Source organism: Prevotella heparinolytica, assembly GCF_004342845.1.
Lineage (GTDB): Bacteria > Bacteroidota > Bacteroidia > Bacteroidales > Bacteroidaceae > Bacteroides > Bacteroides heparinolyticus.
The window spans coordinates 23,228-47,441 of record NZ_SLXB01000003.1 but is presented as its reverse complement, the minus strand read 5'-3'; the positions used below and the strand labels follow the sequence as shown (position 1 = coordinate 47,441).

Below are 24,214 nucleotides of genomic sequence, written 5' to 3'. Positions count from 1 at the left end.
ATTACAATTCGCTTTCTTTCAGCCTTTCCGCATTTTCGGCAACAATCAGGTGGTCGATGCAGTCTTGTATGTCGCCGTCCATAAAGGCGGCAAGGTTGTAGATGGTATAGTTGATGCGGTGGTCAGTGATGCGTCCCTGCGGATAGTTGTAGGTGCGAATCTTTGCGGAGCGGTCGCCGGTGCTGACCATTGTCTTACGTTTGGAGGCGATGTCGTCGATATACTTCTGGTGTTCTTTGTCGTAGATGAACGTGCGCAAGCGGGAAAGGGCGCGTTCCTTGTTCTTGGGTTGGTCGCGCGTTTCGGTACATTCGATAAGAATTTCCTCGACGATGCCTGTATTGGGATTCTTCCAGTTATAGCGCAAGCGTACGCCGGATTCTACTTTATTGACGTTCTGACCGCCTGCGCCACCGCTTCGGAAGGTATCCCATTTGATTTCGCCTTCGTTGATGACGACATCGAACTCTTCCGCTTCGGGCAATACGGCCACCGATGCGGCAGAGGTGTGCACACGTCCTTGCGTCTCGGTGGCAGGTACGCGTTGCACCCGATGTACCCCCGACTCATATTTAAGCGTGCCATATACGTTGTCGCCCGTCACCGAACAGATGATTTCCTTGAAGCCGCCTGCGGCGCCTTCGTTGGTGCTCGACACTTCGAGCTTCCAGCCTTTGATGTCGCAGTATTTGCTGTACATGCGGAAGAGGTCGCCGGCAAAAATGGCTGCTTCGTCACCGCCCGTACCGCCACGTATTTCGAGGATGGCGTTGCGGCTGTCCTGCGGGTCGGCAGGAACGAGCAGCAGCTTTATCTGTTCTTCCAGTTCGGGCAGCCGTGTCTGGCAGGAGTCCAGTTCTTCCCGTGCCATTTCCCGCATTTCAGGGTCTGTTTCGTTGGCGATGATTTCTTTGGCTTCGTCAATGCCGTCAAGTACTTGTATGTATTCTTTGCGGGCACTCATCAGGTCGCCCAGTTCTTTGTATTCTTTGGTGAGCTTTACGTAGCGTTTTTGGTCGGCAATCACTGCCGGGTCCGTAATCAGTGTGGATACTTCCTCGAAACGGGCTACGAGGCCGTCGAGTTTCTCCAGTAAGGTGTTGTTGTCTGCCATTTATTTTATCAGTCTTTTAATCCATTTATATTTGAATGTGAGCATGTCGTGGGTGATGGAAATCCAGCCCAGCAGTGCAAACACTCTTGCTATATTCCTGAATACGGGAGTTTCCTCCCAAGTTTGAAATATCTCAATGCCTATGTATAGAATGATGCTTATTCCTGTCAAAGCGCATACACAAAACACTGAACGGGGCGGTTTCCCCGTAGTGCAAAAGGATGCTTATTCCTGTCAAAGCGCATACACAAAACACTATTTTCTTTTTCATCTGCTACACCATTTGTTTCAACTTAATGGCTTTTCATCCACCATGTCACTAATCCGGCCAACAGAAAAATGAGAATGAAAACCAATGCCCATCTCCATTTAGGTGTTTTTTTGTTTTTATCGCTGAAATATTTTTCGCCTATGTAGGGAGCTACGAGGGCAGGTGTCAGATACATCAGATTCCTTAAAAACGGCCACTCCAACCTCAGAGCAATGTATATCCCTACTGAGGCCATGGCTGTGAAGCCGATGAGCAACAGACATCCTTTTTGTCCTTTTTCCATAGCCTGTAGGCTTTGCCGGGTTAATACTTGAACTCTCCGAACTCGCTCTTTATAATCAGCTCTTTCCGGTCGCTTTCTTCAATGCGTCCCACAACGCGTGCATCGATATTGAAACTCCGGCTGATGGCAATCACCTCTTCGGCATGTTCGGGCGAGAGGTAGACTTCCAAGCGATGTCCCATATTGAAGACTTTGTACATCTCGCTCCAGTCCGTGTCGCTTTGTTCCTTGATGGTCTTGAACAGAGGGGGAACGGGGAAGAGATTGTCTTTCACCACCCGGATGTTTTCGCCTACAAAGTGCAGTATCTTGGTCTGTGCGCCACCCGAACAGTGCACCATGCCGTGAATTTCGGGACGGAGGGCGTCGAGCAACTTCTTTACTACCGGAGCGTAGGTGCGGGTGGGCGAGAGCACTAATTTTCCGGCATCTATCGGGCTTCCTTCCACCGTGTCCGTCAGTTTCAGTCTGCCACTGTACACCAATTCGTCGGGCACGGCTTTATCATAGCTTTCGGGATATTTCTCTGCCAGATAGTTGGCGAATACATCGTGACGGGCCGAGGTCAGTCCGTTGCTGCCCATGCCGCCGTTGTATTCTTTCTCGTAAGTGGCTTGCCCGTAAGAGGCAAGTCCCACAATCACGTCTCCCGGACGGATGTTGGCATTGTCGATGACGTCTGCGCGTTTCATGCGGCAAGTCACTGTGGAGTCCACGATGATGGTGCGCACAAGGTCGCCCACATCGGCCGTTTCGCCACCGGTGGCATATACTCCCACGCCCATATCGCGCAGTTCGGCAAGCAGTTCGTCCGTACCGTTGATGATGGCGGAGATTACCTCGCCCGGAATCAGCAGTTTGTTGCGCCCGATGGTGGAGGATACCAAGATGTTGTCTACCGCACCCACGCAGAGCAGGTCGTCGATATTCATAATCAGGGCATCTTGCGCTATGCCTTTCCAAACGGAAAGGTCGCCGGTTTCTTTCCAGTACATGTATGCCAAAGACGATTTTGTGCCTGCCCCGTCGGCATGCATGATGTTGCAATATGCCGGGTCGCCGCCCAGTATGTCGGGGATGATTTTGCAGAAGGCTTGCGGGAAAATTCCTTTGTCGATGTTCTTGATGGCGTTGTGCACATCTTCTTTCGAAGCGCTGACGCCTCGCATCATGTATCGTTGGTTACTCATGAGATATGTATGTTTGTTATCAATTGATAGTGCAAAGATAGTGCAAAATGAAAGCAGTGCAAAATAAGTTTGCTTATTTTGCACTGCCGGAGCATTGTCTGCTTTGCACTGCTTCCTGCGATTGAAAAAAGGTGTGGCGATATTTCTGTTGCCTCATCCGGAAACAGGCCCGATAATAGGGAATAATTGGCTGTTTTGTAAATTTTTCAGATTCGGCACTCGGCTTATACTAAAATCTTCTTTCCGTTTTTAGTAAAAATCGGATGGATTTTTACTAAAAATTCCCCAGAAAATTACTAAAAATTCCCTCGATTTTTAGTGCTTTTTTATTGGTCTGATTTATAATGAGTTATAAGAATGACTCTCCGGAGCCGTTTGTCCGCATTTTTCTTTTCGTATAAAATATGAAGAACGAGCCTTTGTCCCCCCCCTCTGTTCAGCACGAATTCAATCTGAAGCCCGATGTTTAAATAAAACCGGATGCCGGAAACTGTGGTTGGAAGCGTCATCGTTGATGTTGCTCGTACATCTTTCGATGTTTCATAATCGACTGCATGTTTTGTAGTGCCCAGTCCGTCAGCGATTGGATAATGGGAACCAGCGATCGCCCGGTATTCGTCAGTGTGTATTCCACACGAATGGGTACTTCGGGAAACACTGTTCGTTTCACCAGATTGTCGACTTCCAGATTTTGCAGTGTGTTGGCAAGAACCTTGGACGAAATATCGGGTATCATCTTTCCTAATTGATTGAAACGGAGGTTTTCATTCTCACTCAGAATGAAAATAACCAACAATGCCCATTTGTTTCCGAAGCGTGCCACAATGTTTCGTATGGGACAAATCTCAATGATAGATTTTTTTTCTTCTTTTTTTGCCATGATAACTCTTTATTTTTCACCAAAAGTGAGTCTTAAGTAACTTGCTTACTGTTATGTAACTTCTTGTTTTATCGCATGTTAATGCGTAATTTTGCTGCTGTATAAAAGAAAGCTGTTTTCTGATGCAAAGTTAGTGAATAGTGATATAAGTTGCAAAAAGAAATGTATTAAAACTGTTTCTTCGGATCGTCTGATGGTGTATGCGAATGAAACAGCTTCCAAACAACAATTTAATAAAAGAATAAAATGAAAGAGATTAAGAAAATTGCGACAGCAGAGAATTTCAGTGCCATAAACATTGGCAAACTGAGTGAGGTGGGAGAGTATGTATTGGAGCTTACTCCCGAAGTGAAAATTCCCGGCAAGGTATTTGGCGGTACAGCTTTGCAAGCCACAGGCGGAGAGTTTTCCTTTCAAGTGTTCCCTCCGGGAACGGAAACCGGCTTTCTGCATATCCATAAACATCACGAAGAACTTTACTTCTTCCTGACCGGAACCGGCGAGTTTCAAGTAGATGGAAAAGTTTTTCCTATATCAGAAGGAAGCGTGGTGAGAGTGGCGCCTGCCGGCAAGCGTTCCGTCAGGAATAATGGAAACACGCCGCTGGTGATGCTATGCGTTCAGTATAAGAGTGGAACTTTTACTGTGGAAGATGCAGCAGATGGAGTGATTTTGAACGAGGCAGTGAATTGGTAGGGCTGTTTGCACCTAAATCGGGAGGCAGCCTGATAAAAGTCCGGCTTTCGGCCGGACGACAGAGGCCTTATAATATACGAAAGCACGGATTACGCTGATTATCATGTTCTTTTTGAATCAAATAGATAAAATAGTGTAACCCGTGCTTTTCTGGATACAAAAATGTTTTAATCCGGTCTTCGGCCTTTTAGTAGATTAAAACTCCACTTTCGGTGCTTGTTCGGCACCTTCGGCTGCTTCGAAATAAGCACGTTTTTTAAAGCCGAACAATCCGGCCAGAATGCTCTTGGGAAAACGTCTGATGGCTGTGTTGAACTCTTTGGCCGTATTGTTGAAGTTGGTACGGGCCACGTTGATGCGGTTCTCCGTTCCTTCCAGTTGCGCTTGCAGTTCAAGGAAATTCTGGTTGGCTTTCAAATCAGGATAATTTTCAGTGATGGCCAGCAATTTGCCGAGGGCTGAAGTTACGGCACCTTGTGCTTTCTGGAATTCGGCCAGCTTTTCCTCTGTCAGGTCGTTGACATCTACTTTAATCTGAGTGGCTGCACTGCGTGCCTGTATCACCCCTTCAAGTGTTTCTTGTTCGTGCGAGGCATATCCTTTTACGGTGCTTACCAGATTAGGAATTAGGTCTGCCCGGCGTTGGTACTGTGTTTCTACATTCGACCATTGTCCGTTGACGTCTTCTTCCATGGTGACTAACCCGTTGTAGACGCTGATGCCCCAAATGGCAACGAGGGCTATGACCCCGATGATAATCATGTTTGACTTCTTCATACTTCTTTCTTTTTATTGGATTGTTATACTATTCATTGATTAAAAACGTGAGCCGGCACCACCGCCTCCACCTCTTCCACCGCCGAAGCTTCCTCCACTGAAGCCCCCTCCACGGCCTCCGCCGAGCATACTTCCTCCACCGAAGATTACCGGACCGCTACCTCCTCCACCACGATAATTCTCGTCATACGACTGTCGGCGGCGCACCACTTTATGCCCGCAGTTGAGGCAGGTCAGTGTCACGTCTTCCGTCTTTACTCCCTTGTGTCTGGAAATGAGTACGCTGTTGCTTCGTTGTAGTTTGTGTTGCCCGCAGTTGGGGCATTTGGTGGCTTTGCGGTGAGCATAGATGCCTGCCGCCGATGCAACGCCCAAGAGACCGAGAAGCCCCAGCAGGAGATTTACGCCCGAAGAATTATTCTCTTGGTCTGCATCATTTGTCATGCTGCCGTCAAGACGTGCACACACAGCCCGCACACCCGCCATCATGCCGGCATCCCAGTTTGCGTCTTTCAGGTAAGGAATCATCTCCTTGGATTGGATGCGTTTGCAGATGGCATCAGGCAAATCGCCTTCCAGACCATAGCCGGTATAGAATTGGATGCAACGCTGGTCGGTGACCAGCAAAATGATGAGTCCGTTGTCTTTTCCTTTCTTTCCCACTCCCCATTCGTTGAGTAAACGGTGAGAGAAGTCGAAACAATCGTCATTGCCGATAGACGGAACCACAGCCACTACCGTTTCAATGCCGGTCGTTTGCTCTAAGGCATACAGCATGCGGTCTATGCTGTCGCATGCGGCTGCCGAGAGAATGTCGGCAGGATTGCATACGTAGCGTGTCTTGTCTTGAAGATGAACTTTGGGAATATTGTTTGTGGTATATATCGTCTCCGCCTGCATGGCAACAAACAAGCACAAAAGAAGTGTTATGGAAATGAATCGTTTCATACATCAGCTGTTTGTTGCAGCGAAGATAAGAAAAAAACAATTCAATGTATATGTTTCCCCAGAAAATTCTTTACTCGCTTCGTATATTCCTGCGGATAGTTTTTGTAAGATTCGGCATGTGCGGTGCCCGGAACAATCCATAATTCTTTGTCACCACGTCTTGCCTCATAGAGCGAATGGACCATCCTTGTAGGTACGTATGTATCGGCCTCTCCGTGGATAAAGAGCATGGGCTGGTTGGCATGCGGACTTTGCATTTGCTTCAAAGCGGAAGCTTCGCCGAAAGTCCAACCGTATTTTATCTTGCATAGCAGACTTGTGGTGTGCAATAGCGGAAATGCCGGCAAGCCGAATTGTTGCTTCAGCTCGTATGCAAACTCGTCCCACACGCCGGTGTAGCCGCAGTCTGCCACGTAGCACATAATGTTACTGTTGGCATCCCGACTGTATCCCGACGTCATCATGGTGGTGGCGGCTCCCATAGAGATGCCGTGCAGCACTATCTGCAAACTGTGCCTATTCCCTGCGATAGTCTGCCACGGACTACCTTTAACATAGGTGCCTCCCCATGTATAAGGTTTCTTGAAGAGAGCCGAAGCCACATCCCTCCACCTTATTATATCCCGGCTGTCTTTCCAGCCCATTTGGATGGCATCGCCTTCGCTCAAACCATGGTTTTGCAAGTCGGGTAGCAGTATGTTGTATTTCAACTCTTTGTTGTACATATATCCTATCATCAGCATGCGGACGGCATTGTCCGTATAACCGTGTACAATGATGGCTGTTTTGTCAGTCGGCTCGGGTGCCTCGGCAAAGAGGGCATGCAACTTCTTCCCTTCGTCATTAACAATGAATGTATCGCGCAAGGCACCGATGGCTTGCAGGCTATCGACCCATGGCTTGATGAAAGGATATTCGTTGAACATATACTCATAGGAACCGGCAATGTCTTTACCGGTGTTGTGTGTCGGAGTCAATGAATAACTGAGCATATAAAAGCTTCCTCCGATAAGGGCGATGATAATCGATGCCGATATCCCCGCCAAACAGTATTTGACGCTTTTACTCATCCGGTTTGTCTTTTCGTTATCTTTTCCAGATTTCCCATGCGGCAAAGGCTTGCAACAACAGCATTTCCAGTCCGTTTTTAGTGATGGCTCCTTGTGCCTGTCCCTTTTTCATGAAAAGCGTTTCGTTCGGATTGTACAACAAATCGTAGAGCAAGTGGTCGGAGGTAAGTTGCTCGTAAGGAATATTGGGACAAAAGTCCACTTTTGGGAACATCCCTACGGGGGTGGTGTTCACTATGACAGTGTGCGAAGCCATCACTTCCGGTGTCAGCTCTTCGTAAGTCAGAAACTTGTTGTTTTTCTTGGTGCGCGACACGAATGTACTTTCTATTCCAAGATTGTTCAAACCATGATATACGGCTTTTGAAGCTCCTCCCGTGCCGAGAATCAACGCTTTCTTGTGGTGGGATTGCAACAGAGGCTCAATAGATTGGGTGAAGCCGATAATATCCGAATTATATCCGACCAGTTTTACTTTTCCTTTGGGCAGGCGGACAATCTTGATGACATTGACCGCGCCGATTTTTGCGGTATCCTTATCCAATTCGTCAAGAAAAGGAATCACCTGTTCCTTATAGGGGATAGTTACGTTGAGGCCGCAAAGGTTGGGGTTTTCCTCTATTACCTGCATAAAATCGTTAATAGTGGGAATCTCGAAATTCACATATTCGGCATCAATGTTTTCTGCTTTGAACTTTTCATTGAAGTAACCGATGGAAAACGAATGTTTCAACGGATAACCTATTAAACCGTATTTCTGCATGATGTCCTTATTTTATTGTTACACAGTTTTCTGATATATGAAGTGCTTCTTGTCTTATCTTTTATCGCCTTTGTCATTTTTCAGCTATGTACAGTGTACATATCCCGAAAGTCAACCGTTTGAAGTGTACTTTGCTGAATCCTGCCCGTCGGATGACTTCTTGCATCACCTCTCCCTGCGGAAAAGCGCGGATGCTTTGCGGCAGGTAGGTATAAGCATTGTTGTCTTTCGATATACATTTGCCGAGAAAAGGGATAACCACTTTTGAATAAATGGAGAATAGTTGTTTCATTGGAAAACGCTCCGGAACGGAGAGTTCGAGAATAACAAGGTGTCCGCCGGCTTTAAGCACACGGCATATTTCGGATAGTCCCTTGTCCAGACTTTCAAAGTTGCGAATACCGAAAGCCACAGTTACGGCATCGAAACTCGTATCTGCAAAGGAAAGCGCGAGGCAATCCTCCCGGACAAAGGAAATCTTGTCCGAGAGGTGAACCTTGTCTACTTTTTCACGTCCCACTTTCATCATGCCTTCCGATATATCAATGCCAATCAGTGCATCGGGTTGAAGTTCGCGGCATGCAAGAATGGCAAAGTCTCCCGTACCGGTAGCTACATCCATGATGCGGCGCGGACGAAAGGGCCGGAGAGCCTTGATTGCTTTTTTACGCCAACTGCGGTCTATACCCATGGACAGAGTATGATTGAGTTTGTCGTAAAAAGGAGCAATGTTGTCGAACATCTCTTTCACCTGTTCGCTCTTCTTGCCGTCTTTTCCGTAAGGCTTGATGTGTTCCTGCGGGTAGTTCATTATCTCAAATATTCCGTTACGTTCTTTTCAATTCTCTCGGCAATGTTACCGGTATCTTCCTTGACGAACTTTTCTCCGGTGATGTGCTCGTACAATTCAATGTAGCGTTCGCTGATAGAGGCTACGATTTCATCCGTCATTTCCGGAACTTCTTGTCCGGCTTTTCCTTGGAATCCGTTATCCATCAACCATTCGCGCACAAACTCCTTGGACAGTTGTTTTTGCGCTTCACCTTTGACGAAACGTTCTTCATAACCTTCGGAATAGAAATAACGGCTGGAGTCGGGTGTGTGAATTTCATCCATTAGGTATATTTTCCCATTGTGCTTTCCAAATTCGTATTTGGTGTCGACCAAAATCAAACCGCGTGCTGCCGCAATCTCTGTTCCGCGTTTAAAGAGTGCCAGCGTGTATTTCTCTAAAATGGCATATTCTTCAGGAGTAGCCAATCCTTTGGCCAGTATCTCTTCCTTGGAGATATCGGCATCGTGTTCGCCGATTTCCGCTTTAGTGGTCGGAGTGATGATGGGTTCGGGAAACTTCTGGTTTTCCTTCATTCCTTCGGGCAACTTCACCCCACAAATCTCACGAACGCCGCTCTTGTAAGCACGCCATGCGCTACCACACAGATAACCGCGTACAATCATTTCGATAGGGAATCCTTCGCACATCACACCTACCGTCACCATCGGATCCGGTGTAGCCATCTTCCAGTTGGGACAGATGTCGGTTGTGGCATCCAGAAATTTCGCTGCAATCTGGTTCAGCATCTGTCCTTTGAAAGGAATGCCTTTCGGCAATACTACGTCGAAGGCAGAAATACGGTCGGTAGCCACCATGACCAGCTTTTCACCATTGATGTTGTATACATCGCGCACTTTTCCGTGGTACACGCTCTTTTGTTCCGGAAAATTGAAATCTGTTTTAGTTAATGCTTTCATCTTTGTAATATTTACGGTTTGAAAATTTGCAATTTTATGCGGGGAGCTGCTTCTCTATGTTTTCTGCTTTCCGTTTCTCCCGTTCTGCTTTAGCTTCCTTGTCAAAACGTTCGTAGGCCTCTACTATCTGTGTCACTAATTTGTGGCGGACAATGTCTTTTTTGTTCAGTTCGATGAAGCTGATGCCTTTTACGCCTTTTAAAATTTTCAAGGCTTGCACAAGACCCGAAGTTTGCGATTGCGGCAAGTCAATCTGTGTCATATCACCCGTAACAATCATCTTGGTGTTCATGCCCATACGGGTGAGGAACATCTTGATTTGTTGTGTGGTGGTGTTCTGCGCTTCATCCAGAATCACGACTGCATCGTTCAGTGTACGTCCGCGCATAAAAGCAAGAGGAGCTATTTGGATGATGTTCAGTTCCATATACTCTTTCAGCTTGGCGGCGGGTATCATGTCTTGCAGGGCATCATAGAGTGGCTGCAAGTATGGGTCTATCTTATCCTTCATGTCTCCCGGGAGGAATCCGAGCTTTTCTCCGGCTTCTACGGCAGGGCGGCTGAGGATGATTTTCTTGATTTCCTTATTTTTCAGTGCCCGTACGGCAAGTGCAATGGCTGTGTAAGTTTTTCCCGAACCGGCAGGACCGATGGCGAACACCATGTCGTTTTTGGCAAAGGCCTCCACCAGTTTCAACTGGTTTTCGCTGCGCGGAATGATTGGTTTACCGGTGACACTGAACACAATGACATTCCCTGATTTCTCGGCTTGTGGAGCATTGCCCTTAATAATATCTATAATGACTTCTTCCTTCAGCGAATTATATTCTGCACAATATTTCTCCAGCTTCGTGATGTTTTCTTCAAATGCGCACATTTCCTCTTCATCGCCCAGCACTTTGATGACATTGCCGCGTGCAACGATGCGAAGTTTGGGATATAGGGCTTTTATCAATTGCATATTGGCATTGTTTACGCCATAAAAGATGACAGGATCAATGTCCTCAAGAACAATCAGTTTTTCTATCATTGATATGTTTTAATCTTCAATTCGTTGTTAAAATGAAACGTTTTGCAAATGTAGTGAAACGTTCGGATAGTCATGCTGTTCCAATCGCTATTTTTTTCGCATTGGTTTTACTGTGATGCTGTTCCCGTTTTTAGTGCAACGGATGCATTCGCGGCGTAGTGCCCGCTCTTGTAAGTCGAAAATGATGTTCGGATTGAAGTGCTGCCCGTTGATGCGGGTTTCGAAATGCAGATGCTCCGTGCTGGCACGTCCCGTGCGCCCGGTCAGGCCAATGGGTTGTCCGGCTTTTACTATGTCGCCGCTCTTTACGAAGTTTTTGAATTGGTGGCTGTAAACCGTCTCTAACCCGGTGCTGTGGCGTATGACGATTACATTTCCATAGGCGCTATATGGCTTGGACATACGCACTACACCTGCAAATGCGGCGCGAATGGTGTCCTTGGCATGAGTCTTGATGTCCACACCGGCATGTCTGCTTCTGTTGCGGCCATAAGGCGAAATTACTTTTCCGTTGAGTAGCGGAAACGAATAGTCTTCATCGGACAAGCTGTCCAGATGAATTTCATGGTATTTGCCGTGAGAGAACAGGCCGGGCGTTGCAACACGTATATGATTGATTTCCATTTGGCTGAATGCCGGCTTTTGTTCTTGTGGCGGAACAATGAAGAGGGAGGACAATATGATAAGGACTGGAAATAATTGCATGATCGGAATCTTTCTTCTTACAAAAAATATCGTATGCTGCCTCCATTGGAAGCTGCATACTTTCGTAGCAAATCTTGTGTCATTTCTGCGGCTTCCAGCAGGCCGTCAGAGCCACTGTAACCATTGATGATGGCAAGTATGTGGCGAGTTCCCAAGTCCATTTTTGTACGCTCATGGTCACTGGTCGGTGTGCCGATACCTCCAATCAAGTCTCTGTATACGGGCAATCCTTCGATATTCAAGGTTCCGCGTCCGATACCTTCAAACGGTTCGTCGGCATGACCGATTCCGAGTTCAAGTTCGGTGCCTTGTATTTTATCGGCATCGAAACCACCGATGGAATAGCCGGTGCGGAGAGATACAAGATTGATTAAATCTACCAGCGTATCAATCTGATAAAGGTCCATGCCACGCAGCAGACGCCGGCGCAAAGCCTCGGCCGAAGGACGATAGCGACTGGGATCTTTGCCACAACGTTTGTAGGCTTCACGGGTAGCGGCAATGACAGGTTGGGATTTGATACTGTCTGCCGTTTCATTCTTTCTCAATTCCTGAGTGAAGGCGTCGATTTCCTTCCACAGCCCTTCGCTGAATGCAGTATTGGTTACTTCCGCATATACGGCTGCACCTCTGAAAATGGGGCAGCCACGTCTTATTTCTTCTGATACGGTAATCTTATACATAAGTCATTTTTTTATCATGATTCCCGACAATATACGTCCGGACTTGATGCCCAGCCGTCGTGCCGAGAAAAAATCTTCATGTCGGGTAAAGGTACAAATGCCGGCTGTTTCCACTTGTGCGGAAGGTATGCCGAGGTCAAGCAGTTGCAGATGGTTGGCAGCCCACAGGTCGATATGATATTTATGTGTTTCGGGCTTCCACTCCGAGATATAGTCCATGGGGAAATCATTCTCCCTGAATGCTTCATATACCTCATCACCTACCTCGAACGCAGGGAGTGAGATGCCGGGACCTATGCAGGCAATGATGTCTTTTCCGTCAGTATGGAAAAGGGTCTGCATTTTATCAAAGGTGCGGTGCAGGATATGGTTCGCTGTTCCTCTCCAGCCGGCATGGACAGCTGCCACTATCTTGTGTTTCCGATCGTAGAGCAGGATAGGGATGCAGTCTGCTGTGGAAATGCAGATGCAGCAACCCGCTTCGCCGGTAATCAATGCGTCAATACCTTGCAATGCGGCATGGCGTTCTTCGGCGGTAGATTTCAAGAAAGCTTTGTCTATCACAAGCGATGCTGTTCCATGTGTTTGATAAGGGATAATAAGTTCTTTCGGGTGTTGAGGTAATCCTTCACACAGTATTTCTTGATTCTTGCGGACACATGCGGCATCGTCGCCGGTATAAGGCGTACAGTTGAAAGAGGCATAATTCCCACGGCTGCATCCTCCGTGACGGGTGGTTACAAAACAAGAAATGTCGGGATAGGAGGCAAGCACCTCATATCCCAACATTTTTCTATCTTCGGTGAGAGGAATCATTTGTCCTCTTCCTCCCAATCTTCTTCATATTCAAAGTCTTCGAGGTCTTCTATCTCCTCTGCATCTTCGATATATTCGATGTCGATGTCTTCTCCCTCTTCTTTCAGTTCTTCCTTCAGGTGGCTGAGGTCTTTTGCACGGTGGGCGATGCTTTCTATTTTGCCTCCTATCCGGTTGCTCTCCTTGTTCAGTTCTTCCCAAAGGATATCTTTCAGCACAGAGATGCCCATGCCCGATATGGCGGAGATGAATATATGCGGAATGTTTTCAGGAAGCGTGGGTTCTATCTCGTCCATCAGTTCCTGATCCAGCATGTCGCATTTTGTGATGGCCAGCACCCGTTGCTTGTCTAACATTTCGGGATTGAAATTTTTCAATTCGTTCAGCAGAATCTCATACTCTTTGCGGATGTCGTCGCTGTCGGCCGGCACCATGAAGAGCAACAATGAGTTACGTTCGATGTGGCGCAGGAAACGTAATCCCAATCCACGACCTTGACTGGCTCCTTCGATGATACCCGGAATATCAGCCATGACGAAAGACTTTCCTTCGCGATAGGACACGATACCCAGATTGGGCTCCATTGTGGTGAAAGGGTAATTGGCTATCTTGGGCTTTGCTGAAGACAATGCGGCAAGCAAGGTGGATTTTCCGGCATTGGGGAAACCTACCAGACCGACATCGGCCAGCAGCTTCAATTCCATGATAACTGTCATTTCCTGCATCGGTTCGCCCGGCTGTGCGAAGCGGGGAGCTTGCCGTGTGGCGGTTTTGAAGTGGTTGTTGCCTTGTCCGCCGCGTCCGCCTTTCAGCAGAATGACTTCTTGCCCATGTTCGGTCACATCGCAGAGGTATTCTCCTGTTTCAGCGTTATAGACAACGGTTCCGCAGGGCACTTCAATCACCTTGTCTGCGCCGTCCTTGCCGGTACTGCAATTCTTGGAACCCGATTCACCATGTCCGGCCATGATGTGACGGTCGTAGCGCAGGTGAAGCAGCGTCCAGTAATTGCGGTTGCCACGAAGAATGATATGACCTCCTCGTCCTCCGTCACCTCCGTCAGGCCCTCCGTTAGGCACGTATTTTGCGCGCCGCATGTGTGTGGAGCCTCTCCCGCCTTTGCCGGAACGACAGTATATCTTTACGTAGTCAACAAAATTTGATTCAGCCATATTATTATTAAAGAAATTAGGAAAATAATTAGTTTGTCGGAAGATTGCTTGAATCCCGGATTGTTACTTACCGGCCACGGCGTCAATCCCCTTGCAGATATCGGCAAAGATGTCTTCCATAGTGCCCAACCCCTTGATGTGCCGGTATTGGCCTTCCGCTTTGTACCAATCAATCAGGGGTGCTGTCTGTGAGTGATAAACATTCAAGCGTTTCTTGATGGTTTCTTCGTTGTCATCTGCACGGCCGGAATCTTTTCCGCGTTTGATTAGACGAACCATCAGCTCATCTTCCGGCACTTCGAGGTCGAGCATGACACTCACTTCCTGTCTTCTCTCTCTCAGCATCACTTTCAATGCTTCTGCTTGTGCAATGGTTCTGGGGAAGCCATCAAAAATAACCCCTTTGCTGTCCTTGAAACTGTCGAATACACTTGCCAGAATATCAATCATCAAAGAGTCGGGAATCAGTTGCCCTTGGTCGATGTAGCCTTTGGCTGTCTTCCCGAGTTCTGTTCCGTTCTTGATTTCCGCACGGAGCACATCTCCGGTAGAAATGTGGTTGATGCCATACTTCTCTACTATTCTCTCGCTTTGTGTTCCCTTGCCTGAGCCGGGGGCACCGAAAATTACAATGTTCAACATCTTTTTGAGTTACGATTTATTGAATTATGATTCTTGCTTTGTGGTTATTCCTTTAGTGTATAAATGTCGGGATAGTTACGTCCGAATCCGTCATAGTCTAACCCATAGCCCACTATAAAGTCGTTCGGGATGTTCATGGCTACGTATTCAATGTTCAAGTCCACTTTCAGCTTTTCGGGTTTCACCAGCAGGGAAGCGATATGGATTTCCTTTGGTTTACGGGTGCCGAGCGTTTCCAGCAGGCGTTGCATGGTAAGCCCCGTATCCACGATGTCTTCTACAATGACCACCGTGCGGTCTGTAAGGTCTTCGTTGATGCCTATTACTTCCTTGATTACTCCGGTAGAGGACAGCCCTTGGTAAGAAGCCAGTTTTACGAACGATATTTCGCAGGGAATGGTGATGCGTTTCATCAAGTCGGAAGTAAACATGAACGAACCGTTGAGCACGCTGACGAACAGCGGGTTCTTTCCGGCCAAGTCCCGGTTTATTTCGTTTGCCACGCGTGTCACTTCTCTCAGAATGTCCTGCTCTTTGATAGAGACGGAGAACCTTTTGTCTTTTATCTGTATGGTATCCATAAGATGGGATGTTTTTAAAAAGTTGCCGCAAAAATACAATTTTTATTCTACTCTCCTTTACTTTTCTCGTCAAATTCACAGAAGATGCCGAAAACCTTTCTCTTTTTCATTGTTACTACGCATCGACCTTACAAATCAAAAAAAGAAGAATCACTTGTTTCTCCACACTTTACTGTCCGTAAGCCCACATGTTGTTGCCCGTAAGCCCACACTTCACCATTTGTAAGCCCGCGTCTTAGCTTTGCTCCGCCCCCATGTTACGGCGTATAAGCTGTGCTGTTTCTCCGCCTTCTCCACCTCCAACGAGGAGGGGGTATGGGGGAGATATTTTCTTCTCTTTTCTTCTCTTCTCTCGCGCGCGAAAGGAATAAAGAGGGTAAATCTGTTGATATACTGTATTTTATGCTCTTTTGGGGCGGTTTCTGAATTGCTTGTCAACTCCGAGCCGGCTCGGAGTTGACAAGCAGTCGGCTGTAAGTTCGTGCGTAGTTGCTGCGCAAGGCCCGGACACTTGATGAAAACGGTCATGGGCAACAAAACGATTTTACCCTCCTTTAATTTTTCTCGTCAATTTCATTGGAAGTATGGAGATTTATTCTATTTTTGTGCTTGATAATCAATGCAAATATTCTTTGTTTGAGATTTATCAATGTTAAACTTAAAAAAATGCTTATGAAGAAGACCTTTCGTTTTTGCAAGCAGGTGTGTGCTTGCTGATTGTCCTATGCTTCGGAGCTTGCTCTTATGATTGGGATGATGATTTCATTCAGAAAGAACCGGCCGATTTGTCGGTAGATGAGGCTCGGGATTTTTTTGAGAAAGAAGTGATGGGGACGGCAACACGTTCTGCCGATAGGGTAGAACAACCGTTGATGTGGAGTTTGGGAGATATTATTCCGAAGTGGAACAAGGGTGTTCCTACCGGAGCATCTTCGATTTGCAGTGTTGACGTACCCATTGAGAATTCCACCTATTGTTATCGGGTGATACAGACAGACCCACAAACGGGAGAAGAAAGCTTCGTGAAATGTTACCATAAACTGGTGGTGGTCAAGGATCGGAAAACGGGTAAACTTGGCAATTATGTCGTATTCTTCATTGCTACGAATGACTATGCCAAGGCGCATCCGGGCGATGTGTCCAAACGGTTCAACAATGATGGCGAGATGGGCGATTTTTCAGGTCTGAAGATTTATACAACGCTGGAGGGGAGTATTATTCGGGTGAACAAGTATAATAAAGGGCAAAAGCAGCAAGGAGTATTTTTAGGCTCTGCAAAAAACAAAAAGGAATACGGCAGAGGTCTTATGCGGATAATATGCATGCTGGAACACATGGAGCTGCAACGGGGCTTCAAAGTAGGAGCCGTAACTCGTTATGAGGGCAACGATGACTGGGATTATAAGAATGGAGACTACATAGACTGGGGGGTGGGTTTCTTTTGGGATCCGAAGTATGACGTGGTACTTTATGATTATGACGGAGATGGAAAACCGGAGGGTGTATGGTTAGATGAGGTGGAAATAGAAGGAGAGTATAATCCGTCTGCTCCTGAAGAAGAACCTCCTTATTATGAATATCCCGAACCGGACCCTAAACCGGATGGGGATGGAACTGGTGATTCGGGAAGTGGCGGAGGGTACACCGGAGGGGAAAACGGTGTTTCAGGCGGTGCTCCAAGAGCCAGAGCCATATTCCGCAACTCTAAGATGACGGAGCTGAATTGGGATGTTATAGAAAGGATGCTTGACAAAATTACCAATGACTGTTTAGGAGAGCATTTGTACGAGGGGCTTAAAGAACACTTGGATGGAAAAACCTTGACCATTCAGTTTGTCGCTCCCAAAGAGGGCTCAAGTTTTAACTTTGATGGGAATACGGCAGGCATCAAACTCACCACCGATATGGAGAGTAACCAGCTGTTTCACGAAATGATGCATGCCTTTCAGGCTTATCAGGAAACGGAAGCTTCGTATAAAGCTTCGCTGATAAATAAGGAGATTGAAGCAAGATATGCACAGTACCAATATGTGAGGAAGTTAAAGGAATATCCGGGAAGTAAGTGGGAAAAGCAATATGAGAATACGGGGGTAGGAAGGGCTATTGCTCAATTAGAAATATCTATTGATAAAAAAGGGAAATTACAGCCTAATAGTACAGATGATATCCTATTAACCCAAGTGTACACAGCAAAAAATGCTATTGAGGCTACAAGTGCATATTCCACTATGTCTTTTGACTATAGTAAATCCGGAACTGAGAATTTCACTTCTTTACAAAAAATATCTAAAGACTGCTGATTATGAAAACAACGATTATTTCTTTTTTGCTGATTTTCTGTACTGCTTATACTGCGGCACAGGCCAATTACTATACCGAGACCAAAACTTTTAAGGAGAACGGATATACTTATCAGTGTGACGTTTCACATGGACTTGTAAAATTGTATAACAAAGAGAATAAATTAACCTATGTCCGGCAAATATTCAAAGATACCAAAGAAGTTCCGGGCTTTGGGTTCAATTTCGATGACGTAGTAGAGGAAACTTGGACAAGACCGAAAAGCCATTCCATTGTCAATAATGCGTTTACTCCGGAACAAAAACAACGTATGGGAACACAAAGTGTCGGTATATGTATGTATATCAGTCCGGAAACGGGAAAGGTGGTTGAGGTCGATTTTACTCTTGCAACATTTAGTCCTTTTGCCACAATTCCACTCTCTGTTTATCGGAAGATAGAAATAGAGCTAAAGCAACAAATTTGGTTTACTCCCACTAAAGACGGGAAAAGGTTGAATTATTTGATGAGGTTTTGGATGCATCGGTTTAAAGAATAGTATTGTTATAGATTTGGTCTTATATGGTGAAACGAATTATGAAAACAACAATTGTTTCTTTTATGCTATGGTTTTGTGCTACTTATACAATGGCGCAGACCAATTACTATGCCGTGACCAAAACCTTTAAGGAGAATGGGTATACTTATCAATGTGATGTTTCGAATGATTTTTTTATTATGTTATATAATAAAGAAAATAAGCTAACTTATGTGCAACAGATTTTTAAAGATACTAAAAAAGTTCCGGGCTTTGGATTTGATTTTGATGATGTGGTAGAAGATACTTGGACGAGACCGAAAAGCCTTTCCATTGTAAACAACGCATTTACTGCCGCTCAAAAAAAACAGATGAAAGATGAATGTATAGGAATATGTATGTATATCAGTCCGGAAACAGGAAAGGTAGTTGAAGTTGATTTCTCTTTTGTCACTGTCAGTCCTTTTGCCACTATCCCGCTTTCCGTTTATCGGAAGATAGAAGTGGAGCTAAAGCAACAAATATGGTTTACTCCCACTAAAGATGGGAAAAGATTGAATTATTTGATGCGTAACTGGAATCACCGCTTTAACGAATAGTATCATTACAGACTTGGTCTGACATGGAGCCGTTGATTATGAAAACAACGATTATTTCTTTTTTGCTGATTTTCTGTACTGCTTATACAATGGCGCAGACCAATTACTATGCCGTGACCAAAACCTTTCAGGAGAACGGATATACTTATCAGTGTGACGTTTCACATGGACTTGTAAAATTGTATAACAAAGAGAATAAATTAACCTATGTCCGGCAAATCTTTAAAGATACCAAAGAGGTTCCGGGATTTGGATTCGATTTTGATGATGTAGTGGAGGAAACTTGGACGAAACCGAAAAGTCTATCCATTGTCAATAATGCATTTACTGCGGAACAAAAACAACGTATGGGAACAGAATGTGTCGGTATATGTATGTATATCAGTCCGGAAACGGGAAAGGTGGTTGAAGTGGCATTTGATTTTACAACTGTCAGTTCTTTTGCCACTATCCCTCTCTCCGTTTACCGTAAGATAGAAGTCGAATTAAAGCAACAAATATGGTTTACTCCCACTAAAGACGGAAAACGATTGAATCATTTGATGAGATGTTGGATGCATAGTTTTAATGAATAGCATCGTTACAGATTTGGTCTTGTATGAGGAAACAGATTATGAAAACAACGATTTTTTCTTTTCTACAGTTTTTCTGTGCCGCTTATGCAGTGGCACAGGCCAATTACTATACCGAGACCAAAACTTTTAAAGAGAACGGATATGCTTATCAGTGTGACGTTTCACATGGACTTGTAAAATTGTATAACAAAGAGAATAAATTAACCTATGTCCGGCAAATCTTTAAAGATACCAAAGAAGTTCCGGGATTTGGATTCGATTTCGATGATGTAGTGGAGGAAACTTGGACAAGACCGAAAAGCCTATCCATTGTCAATAATTCGTTTACTCCGGAACAAAAACAACGTATGGGAACACAAAGTGTCGGTATATGTATGTATATCAGTCCGGAAACAGGAAAGGTGATTGAAGTAGAGTTCCATCTCAGTACATTTAATCCTTTTGCCACCATCCCTCTCTCCGTTTATCGTAAGATAGAAGTGGATCTAAAGCAACAAATATGGTTCACTCCCACTAAAGACGGGAAAAGATTGAATTATTTGATGAGATATTGGAGGCATCGGTTTAAAGAGTAATATCGCTACAGATTTTTGTCTTGTAGTAGGAATATTGATTATGAAAACAACGATTCTTTCTTTTTTACTCATTTTCTGTGCCGTTTATACAGCGGCACAGACCAATTACTATACCGAGACCAAAACGTTTCAGGAGAACGGATATACTTATCAGTGTGACGTGTTGACTGGGAAAAGAGTAAGGTTATATAACAAAGAGAATAACTTAGTCTATGTCCGGCAAATATTCAAAGATACCAAAGAAGTTCCGGGATTTGGCTTCGATTTCGATGATGTAGTGGAGGAAACCTGGACGAGACCGAAAAGCCTTTCCATTGTCAATAATGCCTTTACTGCGGAACAAAAACAACGTATGGGAACAGAAAGTGTCGGTATATGTATGTACATCAGTCCGGAAACAGGAAAGGTGGTTGAAGTGGCTTTTCATTTTACAACTGTCAGTCCTTTTGCCACAATTCCACTCTCTGTCTATCGCAAGATAGAAGTGGAGCTAAAGCAACAAATTTGGTTCACTCCCACCAAAGACGGGAAAAGATTGAATCATTTGATGAGATATTGGAGGCATCGGTTTAAAGAATAGCGGCGATATAGCTTTGGTCTTGTATGAGGAAACTGATTATGAAAACAACGATTATTTCTTTTTTGCTGATTTTCTGTGCCGTTTATACAGCGGCACAGACTAATTACTATGTCGAGACCAAAACGTTTCAGGAGAACGGGTATGCTTATCGGTGCGATGTATTATCGGGCAATGATACTCGTTTCTACGATATAGGGAGAACCGATAAACTTTTGTACGACTATTTTTTAGATACTCAAAATAGGATATAAAGACTTATGAAGTGCGCCCCACAGATAAAACAAACCATTGTAGTACGAACAACCGATTTGTTGTTCATAGCCTGTTTGCTGTGTTTCGTCTTGAATAGAAAGAGCCCTGTCGATGTATTGTCGTTATGGCAATATGGAACGTTTCTTATCGTGTATATATGTATGCGGAACTTTTCAAAACTTCATTATCCTTTACTTGTAATAGCTCTTTTGGGGGGAGTGATGGAAACAGTGGTCGTTGTTATGCAAAAGATGTATATACTGGATAATGAGAATGTATATTTCAGTGTGACGGGAACTTTCGGACATCCGGCAGAATTGGGCGGAATGTTGTCTGTGTGTTTTACTGTCAGTATCGGACTGTTGGCGTGGCATTATAATAGAAAGAATCGCTTTTGGGCATTTATTGAAGGTGGTGTTTCGTTGATTATTTTGTGCGGACTGGTGCTGTCCGATTCGCGTGCGAGTTGGTTGGCGGCCATTGTCGGATGCTTGTCTGTTGTTTTTTGTAGGTTTATTGGATTTGAAAAGGTGAGGAGATGTAACTCTTTTCGTCTTTGTATGACAAAAGGACTTGCAGTGTTATGTGGCGCAGTTTTTTTGTATGCTGTTTATCTTTATAAGAAAGATTCTGCGGACGGACGGCTTTTGATATGGTATGTTACAGCGGATATGATTTGTGAGAAACCACTTTTCGGACATGGTGCCGGTGGTTGGCAATCAGGCTATATGCTTTCGCAGGCTGCATATTTTGAGCGGCATCCGGATGCTCCTGCCCGTATGCTGGCCGATGATGTATCGTGCCCTTACAATGAATATCTTTATATAATGACAGAACAGGGTGTTGCCGGTTTGTTATTGATTCTTCTGGCGTTATATATTTTGACGACTTATAGGTCGGATGATAGGCTGTCTTTTATATGTAAGTCGGCTATATTATCTTTAGGAATTTTCGCTCTATTTTCATATCCGTCTGCCATGTTTCCGTTGATGTTGCTGTGTGTCGCTTTGTGGGGAATGATGAGGACGAAGGAAATCGGTCGGATGCATGTTGGGAGAACAGTAAAAGCAGCTCTTTTTCTGTCCGTGCTTTTCGTGGTTGGTGGGGTGTCTTTATGGTCATTCAAGGCGTATGACGATTGTAGGGTTGCCATGCGAAATCTGCGTTATGAACAAGAGAGTGAACTTCATCAAAGGGCACGGGATTTTTTGGACAAGCATTATTGCCGGTTTCGCTTTAATCCGCTTTTTATGAATGCTTATGCCCGATATGCTGCCCTGAATCTTCCGGACGACAAGGTGGAAGAAATATTACGGGCAACGGCAGAGTTGATACCCTCTTGTGGACTGTATTGCGATATGGGCGATTGCTTTGAACGGAAGAGTGCTGTTGCTGAAGCAGAACAATGTTATAGGCAAGCAGCTTATATGATTCTTACGCGTATGATGCCGAGATATAAGTTGTTTCAGTTGTATGTAAATTGCATGGATACGGTTGCGGCATGTAGGGAAGCGACGACTTTATTGAATTTTCAGGAAAAGAAAGTGGGAACAAGAACGTTGCGAATGAAAGCGATAGCTAAAGAATATATTGAGAATTGTGCTCGTAACGATTCCCTTGGTAAGAAAATAAGGTGAACACCTTTTTGACTCTTTGCACTTTTTCAAAGATTTCCGTTGTAACTATTCATCTTTCATTATCCCTTCTTTTGCTTTTTCTAACTATTCACCCTACCTTTGCTTTACAATCAATATATATAATAATGTATCATGAAGATTTTTCATACCGCAAGCATCAAGCAGTTGGATGCATATACCATAGAGCATGAACCGATTTCTTCCATCGACTTGATGGAGCGTGCTTCGCAAGCATTGGCCGAAGCCATTGCAGAGCGTTGGGATGCCGACACACCATTTACTGTCTTTGCCGGACCGGGCAATAACGGAGGCGATGCACTGGCTGTGTCCCGGCTTTTGGCTGAAAAAGGATTTAGGCCGGAGGTCTATCTGTTCAATACGAAAGGCTCGCTTTCTTCGGATTGTAAGACGAATCGGGATAGATTGAAAGAGGTACCGGGAGTCGTTTTTCATGAAATCACCAGCGAATTTGTTCCGCCTATGCTGACAGCCGGTCATGTGGTTATAGACGGCCTGTTTGGCAGCGGGCTGAACAAAGCGCTTAGCGGCGGCTTTGCCGCAGTGGTGAAGTACATCAACGCTTCACCCGCCACGGTGGCGGCCATTGATATCCCATCGGGACTGATGGGAGAGGACAACAGCTATAATGTGCAATCTAATATCATCCGTGCCGATTTGACCTTGAGCTTGCAATTGCCTAAGCTGGCTTTCTTTTTTGCGGAGAACGAACCTTTTGTAGGCGAGTGGCAACTGCTGGACATAGGGCTTGACAAAGAAGGCATGGAGAAGATGGAGACGGACTATTATCTGGCAGAAAGCGAAGCGATGTCCGGATTGCTGAAGCCTCGTAGCCGCTTTGCTCATAAAGGAAACTTCGGGCATGCCTTGCTGATTGCCGGTTCGCAGGGAATGGCAGGAGCTTCGGTTCTGGCGGCACAGGCTTGTCTGCGTTCGGGTGTAGGATTGCTGACGTTGCATGTGCCGTTTTGCAATCAGCTCATTGTGCAGACTGCTGTACCCGAAGCCATGACCGAGTTGGACGTGAGCGATACATGTTTTGCCTCTCCCACTGATACGGACGATTATCAGGCTGTGGGCGTAGGGCCGGGACTGGGGCAGTCGGCGGAGACTGAAAAGGCTCTGCTTGAGCTGATTGAATCTTGTCAGACTCCTATGGTAGTAGATGCCGACGCGTTGAATATTCTGGGCAGAAACCGCAGTTACATAGCCCGATTGCCGAAGGGCAGCATCCTTACGCCGCATCCCAAAGAGTTGGAACGTCTGGTGGGCAAATGTCAGAACTCCTACGAACGGTTGATGAAGGCGCGTGAACTGGCCGAAACTGCCGGGGTGCATATCATTCTGAAAGGTGCTTATTCTGCTGTTATTACCCCTTTGGGAAAATGCAGCTTCAACATTACGGGAAATCCGGGAATGGCTACGGGAGGTTGTGGAGATGTGCTGACGGGAGTACTGCTGGCTTTGCTGGCGCAAGGATATGAGGCCGAAACTGCCACCCGCTTGGGTGCTTACGTGCACGGACTGGCCGGAGATGTGGCGCGCAGCAAACGTGGAGTGATGGGGATGACAACGGGCGATGTGGTTGCTTGTCTGCCGGAGGCATGGAAATCTTTGTAAAGATTTGGGATTTACCGTCCACTGAAGATGCTTACGTAATTTCTATAGATAAGCAAAGGGTCGTATTTCTGCTAAAACTAATCGGATTTTTTATTAGAAAACGGAAAGGTATTATTAATGCCCTCTTTCCCTATTATGTTTCACGCATTCTAAGGCTTAGATAAATC

The 24,214-nt window shown here is 45.5% G+C and carries 27 protein-coding genes; 10 read left to right on the top strand and 17 right to left on the bottom strand.

The window, feature by feature from the left end:
- Nucleotide 1 precedes the first annotated feature (1 nt).
- The 4 genes from prfA to EV202_RS02660 form a co-directional block, all read right to left on the bottom strand.
- A complete protein-coding gene (gene prfA, locus EV202_RS02675; protein ID WP_131925255.1) occupies nt 2-1,114 on the bottom strand; it encodes a peptide chain release factor 1 in 1,113 nt (370 codons plus the stop codon).
- A gap of 293 nt (nt 1,115-1,407) precedes the next feature.
- Nucleotides 1,408-1,668 carry a hypothetical protein gene (locus tag EV202_RS02670; protein WP_106070282.1) on the bottom strand — a complete coding sequence of 87 codons (261 nt, stop codon included), beginning with the start codon at nt 1,666-1,668 and terminating at the stop codon, nt 1,408-1,410.
- Between the two features lie 20 nt (nt 1,669-1,688).
- A complete protein-coding gene (locus EV202_RS02665; protein ID WP_131925253.1) occupies nt 1,689-2,858 on the bottom strand; it encodes an AIR synthase-related protein in 1,170 nt (389 codons plus the stop codon).
- Between the two features lie 505 nt (nt 2,859-3,363).
- On the bottom strand, nt 3,364-3,738 hold the full coding sequence (locus EV202_RS02660; protein ID WP_131925251.1) for a winged helix-turn-helix transcriptional regulator: 375 nt from the start codon (nt 3,736-3,738) through the stop codon (nt 3,364-3,366).
- A 246-nt stretch (nt 3,739-3,984) separates the two neighbouring features.
- On the opposite strand from EV202_RS02660, the gene EV202_RS02655 reads away from it, so the two are divergent.
- Nucleotides 3,985-4,434 carry a cupin domain-containing protein gene (locus EV202_RS02655; RefSeq protein ID WP_131925249.1) on the top strand — a complete coding sequence of 150 codons (450 nt, stop codon included), beginning with the start codon at nt 3,985-3,987 and terminating at the stop codon, nt 4,432-4,434.
- Between the two features lie 195 nt (nt 4,435-4,629).
- Here EV202_RS02655 and EV202_RS02650 read toward each other — a convergent pair whose 3' ends face one another.
- The 13 genes from EV202_RS02650 to hpt form a co-directional block, all read right to left on the bottom strand.
- Nucleotides 4,630-5,211: a LemA family protein gene (locus tag EV202_RS02650; RefSeq protein WP_131752309.1), complete on the bottom strand. Its 582-nt coding sequence runs from the start codon at nt 5,209-5,211 to the stop codon at nt 4,630-4,632.
- Nucleotides 5,212-5,250: 39 nt separating this feature from the next.
- Nucleotides 5,251-6,159: a TPM domain-containing protein gene (locus tag EV202_RS02645; protein ID WP_131925247.1), complete on the bottom strand. Its 909-nt coding sequence runs from the start codon at nt 6,157-6,159 to the stop codon at nt 5,251-5,253.
- A gap of 41 nt (nt 6,160-6,200) precedes the next feature.
- Nucleotides 6,201-7,229, bottom strand: a complete 1,029-nt coding sequence (locus EV202_RS02640) for an alpha/beta hydrolase (protein ID WP_131925245.1) — start codon at nt 7,227-7,229, stop codon at nt 6,201-6,203.
- Nucleotides 7,230-7,245: 16 nt separating this feature from the next.
- Nucleotides 7,246-7,992 carry a shikimate dehydrogenase family protein gene (locus EV202_RS02635; RefSeq protein WP_106070276.1) on the bottom strand — a complete coding sequence of 249 codons (747 nt, stop codon included), beginning with the start codon at nt 7,990-7,992 and terminating at the stop codon, nt 7,246-7,248.
- 73 nt (nt 7,993-8,065) lie between these two features.
- Nucleotides 8,066-8,803, bottom strand: a complete 738-nt coding sequence (gene ubiE / locus EV202_RS02630; RefSeq protein WP_131925243.1) for a bifunctional demethylmenaquinone methyltransferase/2-methoxy-6-polyprenyl-1,4-benzoquinol methylase UbiE — start codon at nt 8,801-8,803, stop codon at nt 8,066-8,068.
- Nucleotides 8,803-9,744, bottom strand: coding sequence for a phosphoribosylaminoimidazolesuccinocarboxamide synthase (locus EV202_RS02625; protein WP_131925241.1), 942 nt, complete (start codon nt 9,742-9,744; stop codon nt 8,803-8,805). Before EV202_RS02625 ends, ubiE begins: the two co-directional genes overlap by 1 nt.
- A gap of 34 nt (nt 9,745-9,778) precedes the next feature.
- Entirely contained in the window at nt 9,779-10,774 is a 996-nt protein-coding gene (locus tag EV202_RS02620) for a PhoH family protein (RefSeq protein WP_106070273.1), read from the bottom strand.
- Between the two features lie 87 nt (nt 10,775-10,861).
- Entirely contained in the window at nt 10,862-11,479 is a 618-nt protein-coding gene (locus EV202_RS02615; protein ID WP_106070272.1) for a M23 family metallopeptidase, read from the bottom strand.
- 17 nt (nt 11,480-11,496) lie between these two features.
- Nucleotides 11,497-12,162 carry a B3/B4 domain-containing protein gene (locus tag EV202_RS02610; protein ID WP_131925239.1) on the bottom strand — a complete coding sequence of 222 codons (666 nt, stop codon included), beginning with the start codon at nt 12,160-12,162 and terminating at the stop codon, nt 11,497-11,499.
- 3 nt (nt 12,163-12,165) lie between these two features.
- A complete protein-coding gene (pgeF, locus tag EV202_RS02605; protein WP_131925427.1) occupies nt 12,166-12,978 on the bottom strand; it encodes a peptidoglycan editing factor PgeF in 813 nt (270 codons plus the stop codon).
- Complete coding sequence (gene obgE, locus EV202_RS02600; protein ID WP_106070269.1) at nt 12,975-14,150, bottom strand: GTPase ObgE; 1,176 nt, start codon at nt 14,148-14,150, stop codon at nt 12,975-12,977. Before obgE ends, pgeF begins: the two co-directional genes overlap by 4 nt.
- Nucleotides 14,151-14,213: 63 nt before the next feature.
- Nucleotides 14,214-14,792 (bottom strand): adenylate kinase, encoded by a 579-nt coding sequence (locus tag EV202_RS02595; RefSeq protein ID WP_131925237.1) that lies wholly within the window; start codon nt 14,790-14,792, stop codon nt 14,214-14,216.
- A 44-nt stretch (nt 14,793-14,836) separates the two neighbouring features.
- A complete protein-coding gene (gene hpt, locus EV202_RS02590; RefSeq protein ID WP_131925235.1) occupies nt 14,837-15,373 on the bottom strand; it encodes a hypoxanthine phosphoribosyltransferase in 537 nt (178 codons plus the stop codon).
- 704 nt (nt 15,374-16,077) lie between these two features.
- On the opposite strand from hpt, the gene EV202_RS02585 reads away from it, so the two are divergent.
- From EV202_RS02585 to EV202_RS02545, 9 genes are all read left to right on the top strand, one after another.
- The gene (locus EV202_RS02585; RefSeq protein WP_131925233.1) at nt 16,078-17,673 is read left to right on the top strand and encodes a hypothetical protein; all 1,596 of its coding nucleotides are present in this window, start codon (nt 16,078-16,080) and stop codon (nt 17,671-17,673) included.
- 2 nt (nt 17,674-17,675) lie between these two features.
- Nucleotides 17,676-18,212 (top strand): DUF5043 domain-containing protein, encoded by a 537-nt coding sequence (locus EV202_RS02580; protein WP_131925231.1) that lies wholly within the window; start codon nt 17,676-17,678, stop codon nt 18,210-18,212.
- A 38-nt stretch (nt 18,213-18,250) separates the two neighbouring features.
- Nucleotides 18,251-18,790, top strand: a complete 540-nt coding sequence (locus tag EV202_RS02575) for a DUF5043 domain-containing protein (protein WP_131925229.1) — start codon at nt 18,251-18,253, stop codon at nt 18,788-18,790.
- A gap of 38 nt (nt 18,791-18,828) precedes the next feature.
- Nucleotides 18,829-19,365, top strand: coding sequence for a DUF5043 domain-containing protein (locus EV202_RS02570; RefSeq protein ID WP_131925227.1), 537 nt, complete (start codon nt 18,829-18,831; stop codon nt 19,363-19,365).
- 38 nt (nt 19,366-19,403) lie between these two features.
- The gene (locus EV202_RS02565) at nt 19,404-19,940 is read left to right on the top strand and encodes a DUF5043 domain-containing protein (RefSeq protein WP_131925225.1); all 537 of its coding nucleotides are present in this window, start codon (nt 19,404-19,406) and stop codon (nt 19,938-19,940) included.
- A 40-nt stretch (nt 19,941-19,980) separates the two neighbouring features.
- Nucleotides 19,981-20,520, top strand: coding sequence for a DUF5043 domain-containing protein (locus EV202_RS02560; RefSeq protein WP_131925223.1), 540 nt, complete (start codon nt 19,981-19,983; stop codon nt 20,518-20,520).
- A 38-nt stretch (nt 20,521-20,558) separates the two neighbouring features.
- Nucleotides 20,559-20,771: a DUF5043 domain-containing protein gene (locus EV202_RS02555; RefSeq protein WP_165899388.1), complete on the top strand. Its 213-nt coding sequence runs from the start codon at nt 20,559-20,561 to the stop codon at nt 20,769-20,771.
- A gap of 243 nt (nt 20,772-21,014) precedes the next feature.
- Nucleotides 21,015-22,409, top strand: a complete 1,395-nt coding sequence (locus EV202_RS02550; protein ID WP_164996256.1) for an O-antigen ligase family protein — start codon at nt 21,015-21,017, stop codon at nt 22,407-22,409.
- 132 nt (nt 22,410-22,541) lie between these two features.
- Nucleotides 22,542-24,047, top strand: a complete 1,506-nt coding sequence (locus EV202_RS02545) for an NAD(P)H-hydrate dehydratase (protein ID WP_131925219.1) — start codon at nt 22,542-22,544, stop codon at nt 24,045-24,047.
- The last annotated feature ends 167 nt before the right edge of the window (nt 24,048-24,214 follow it).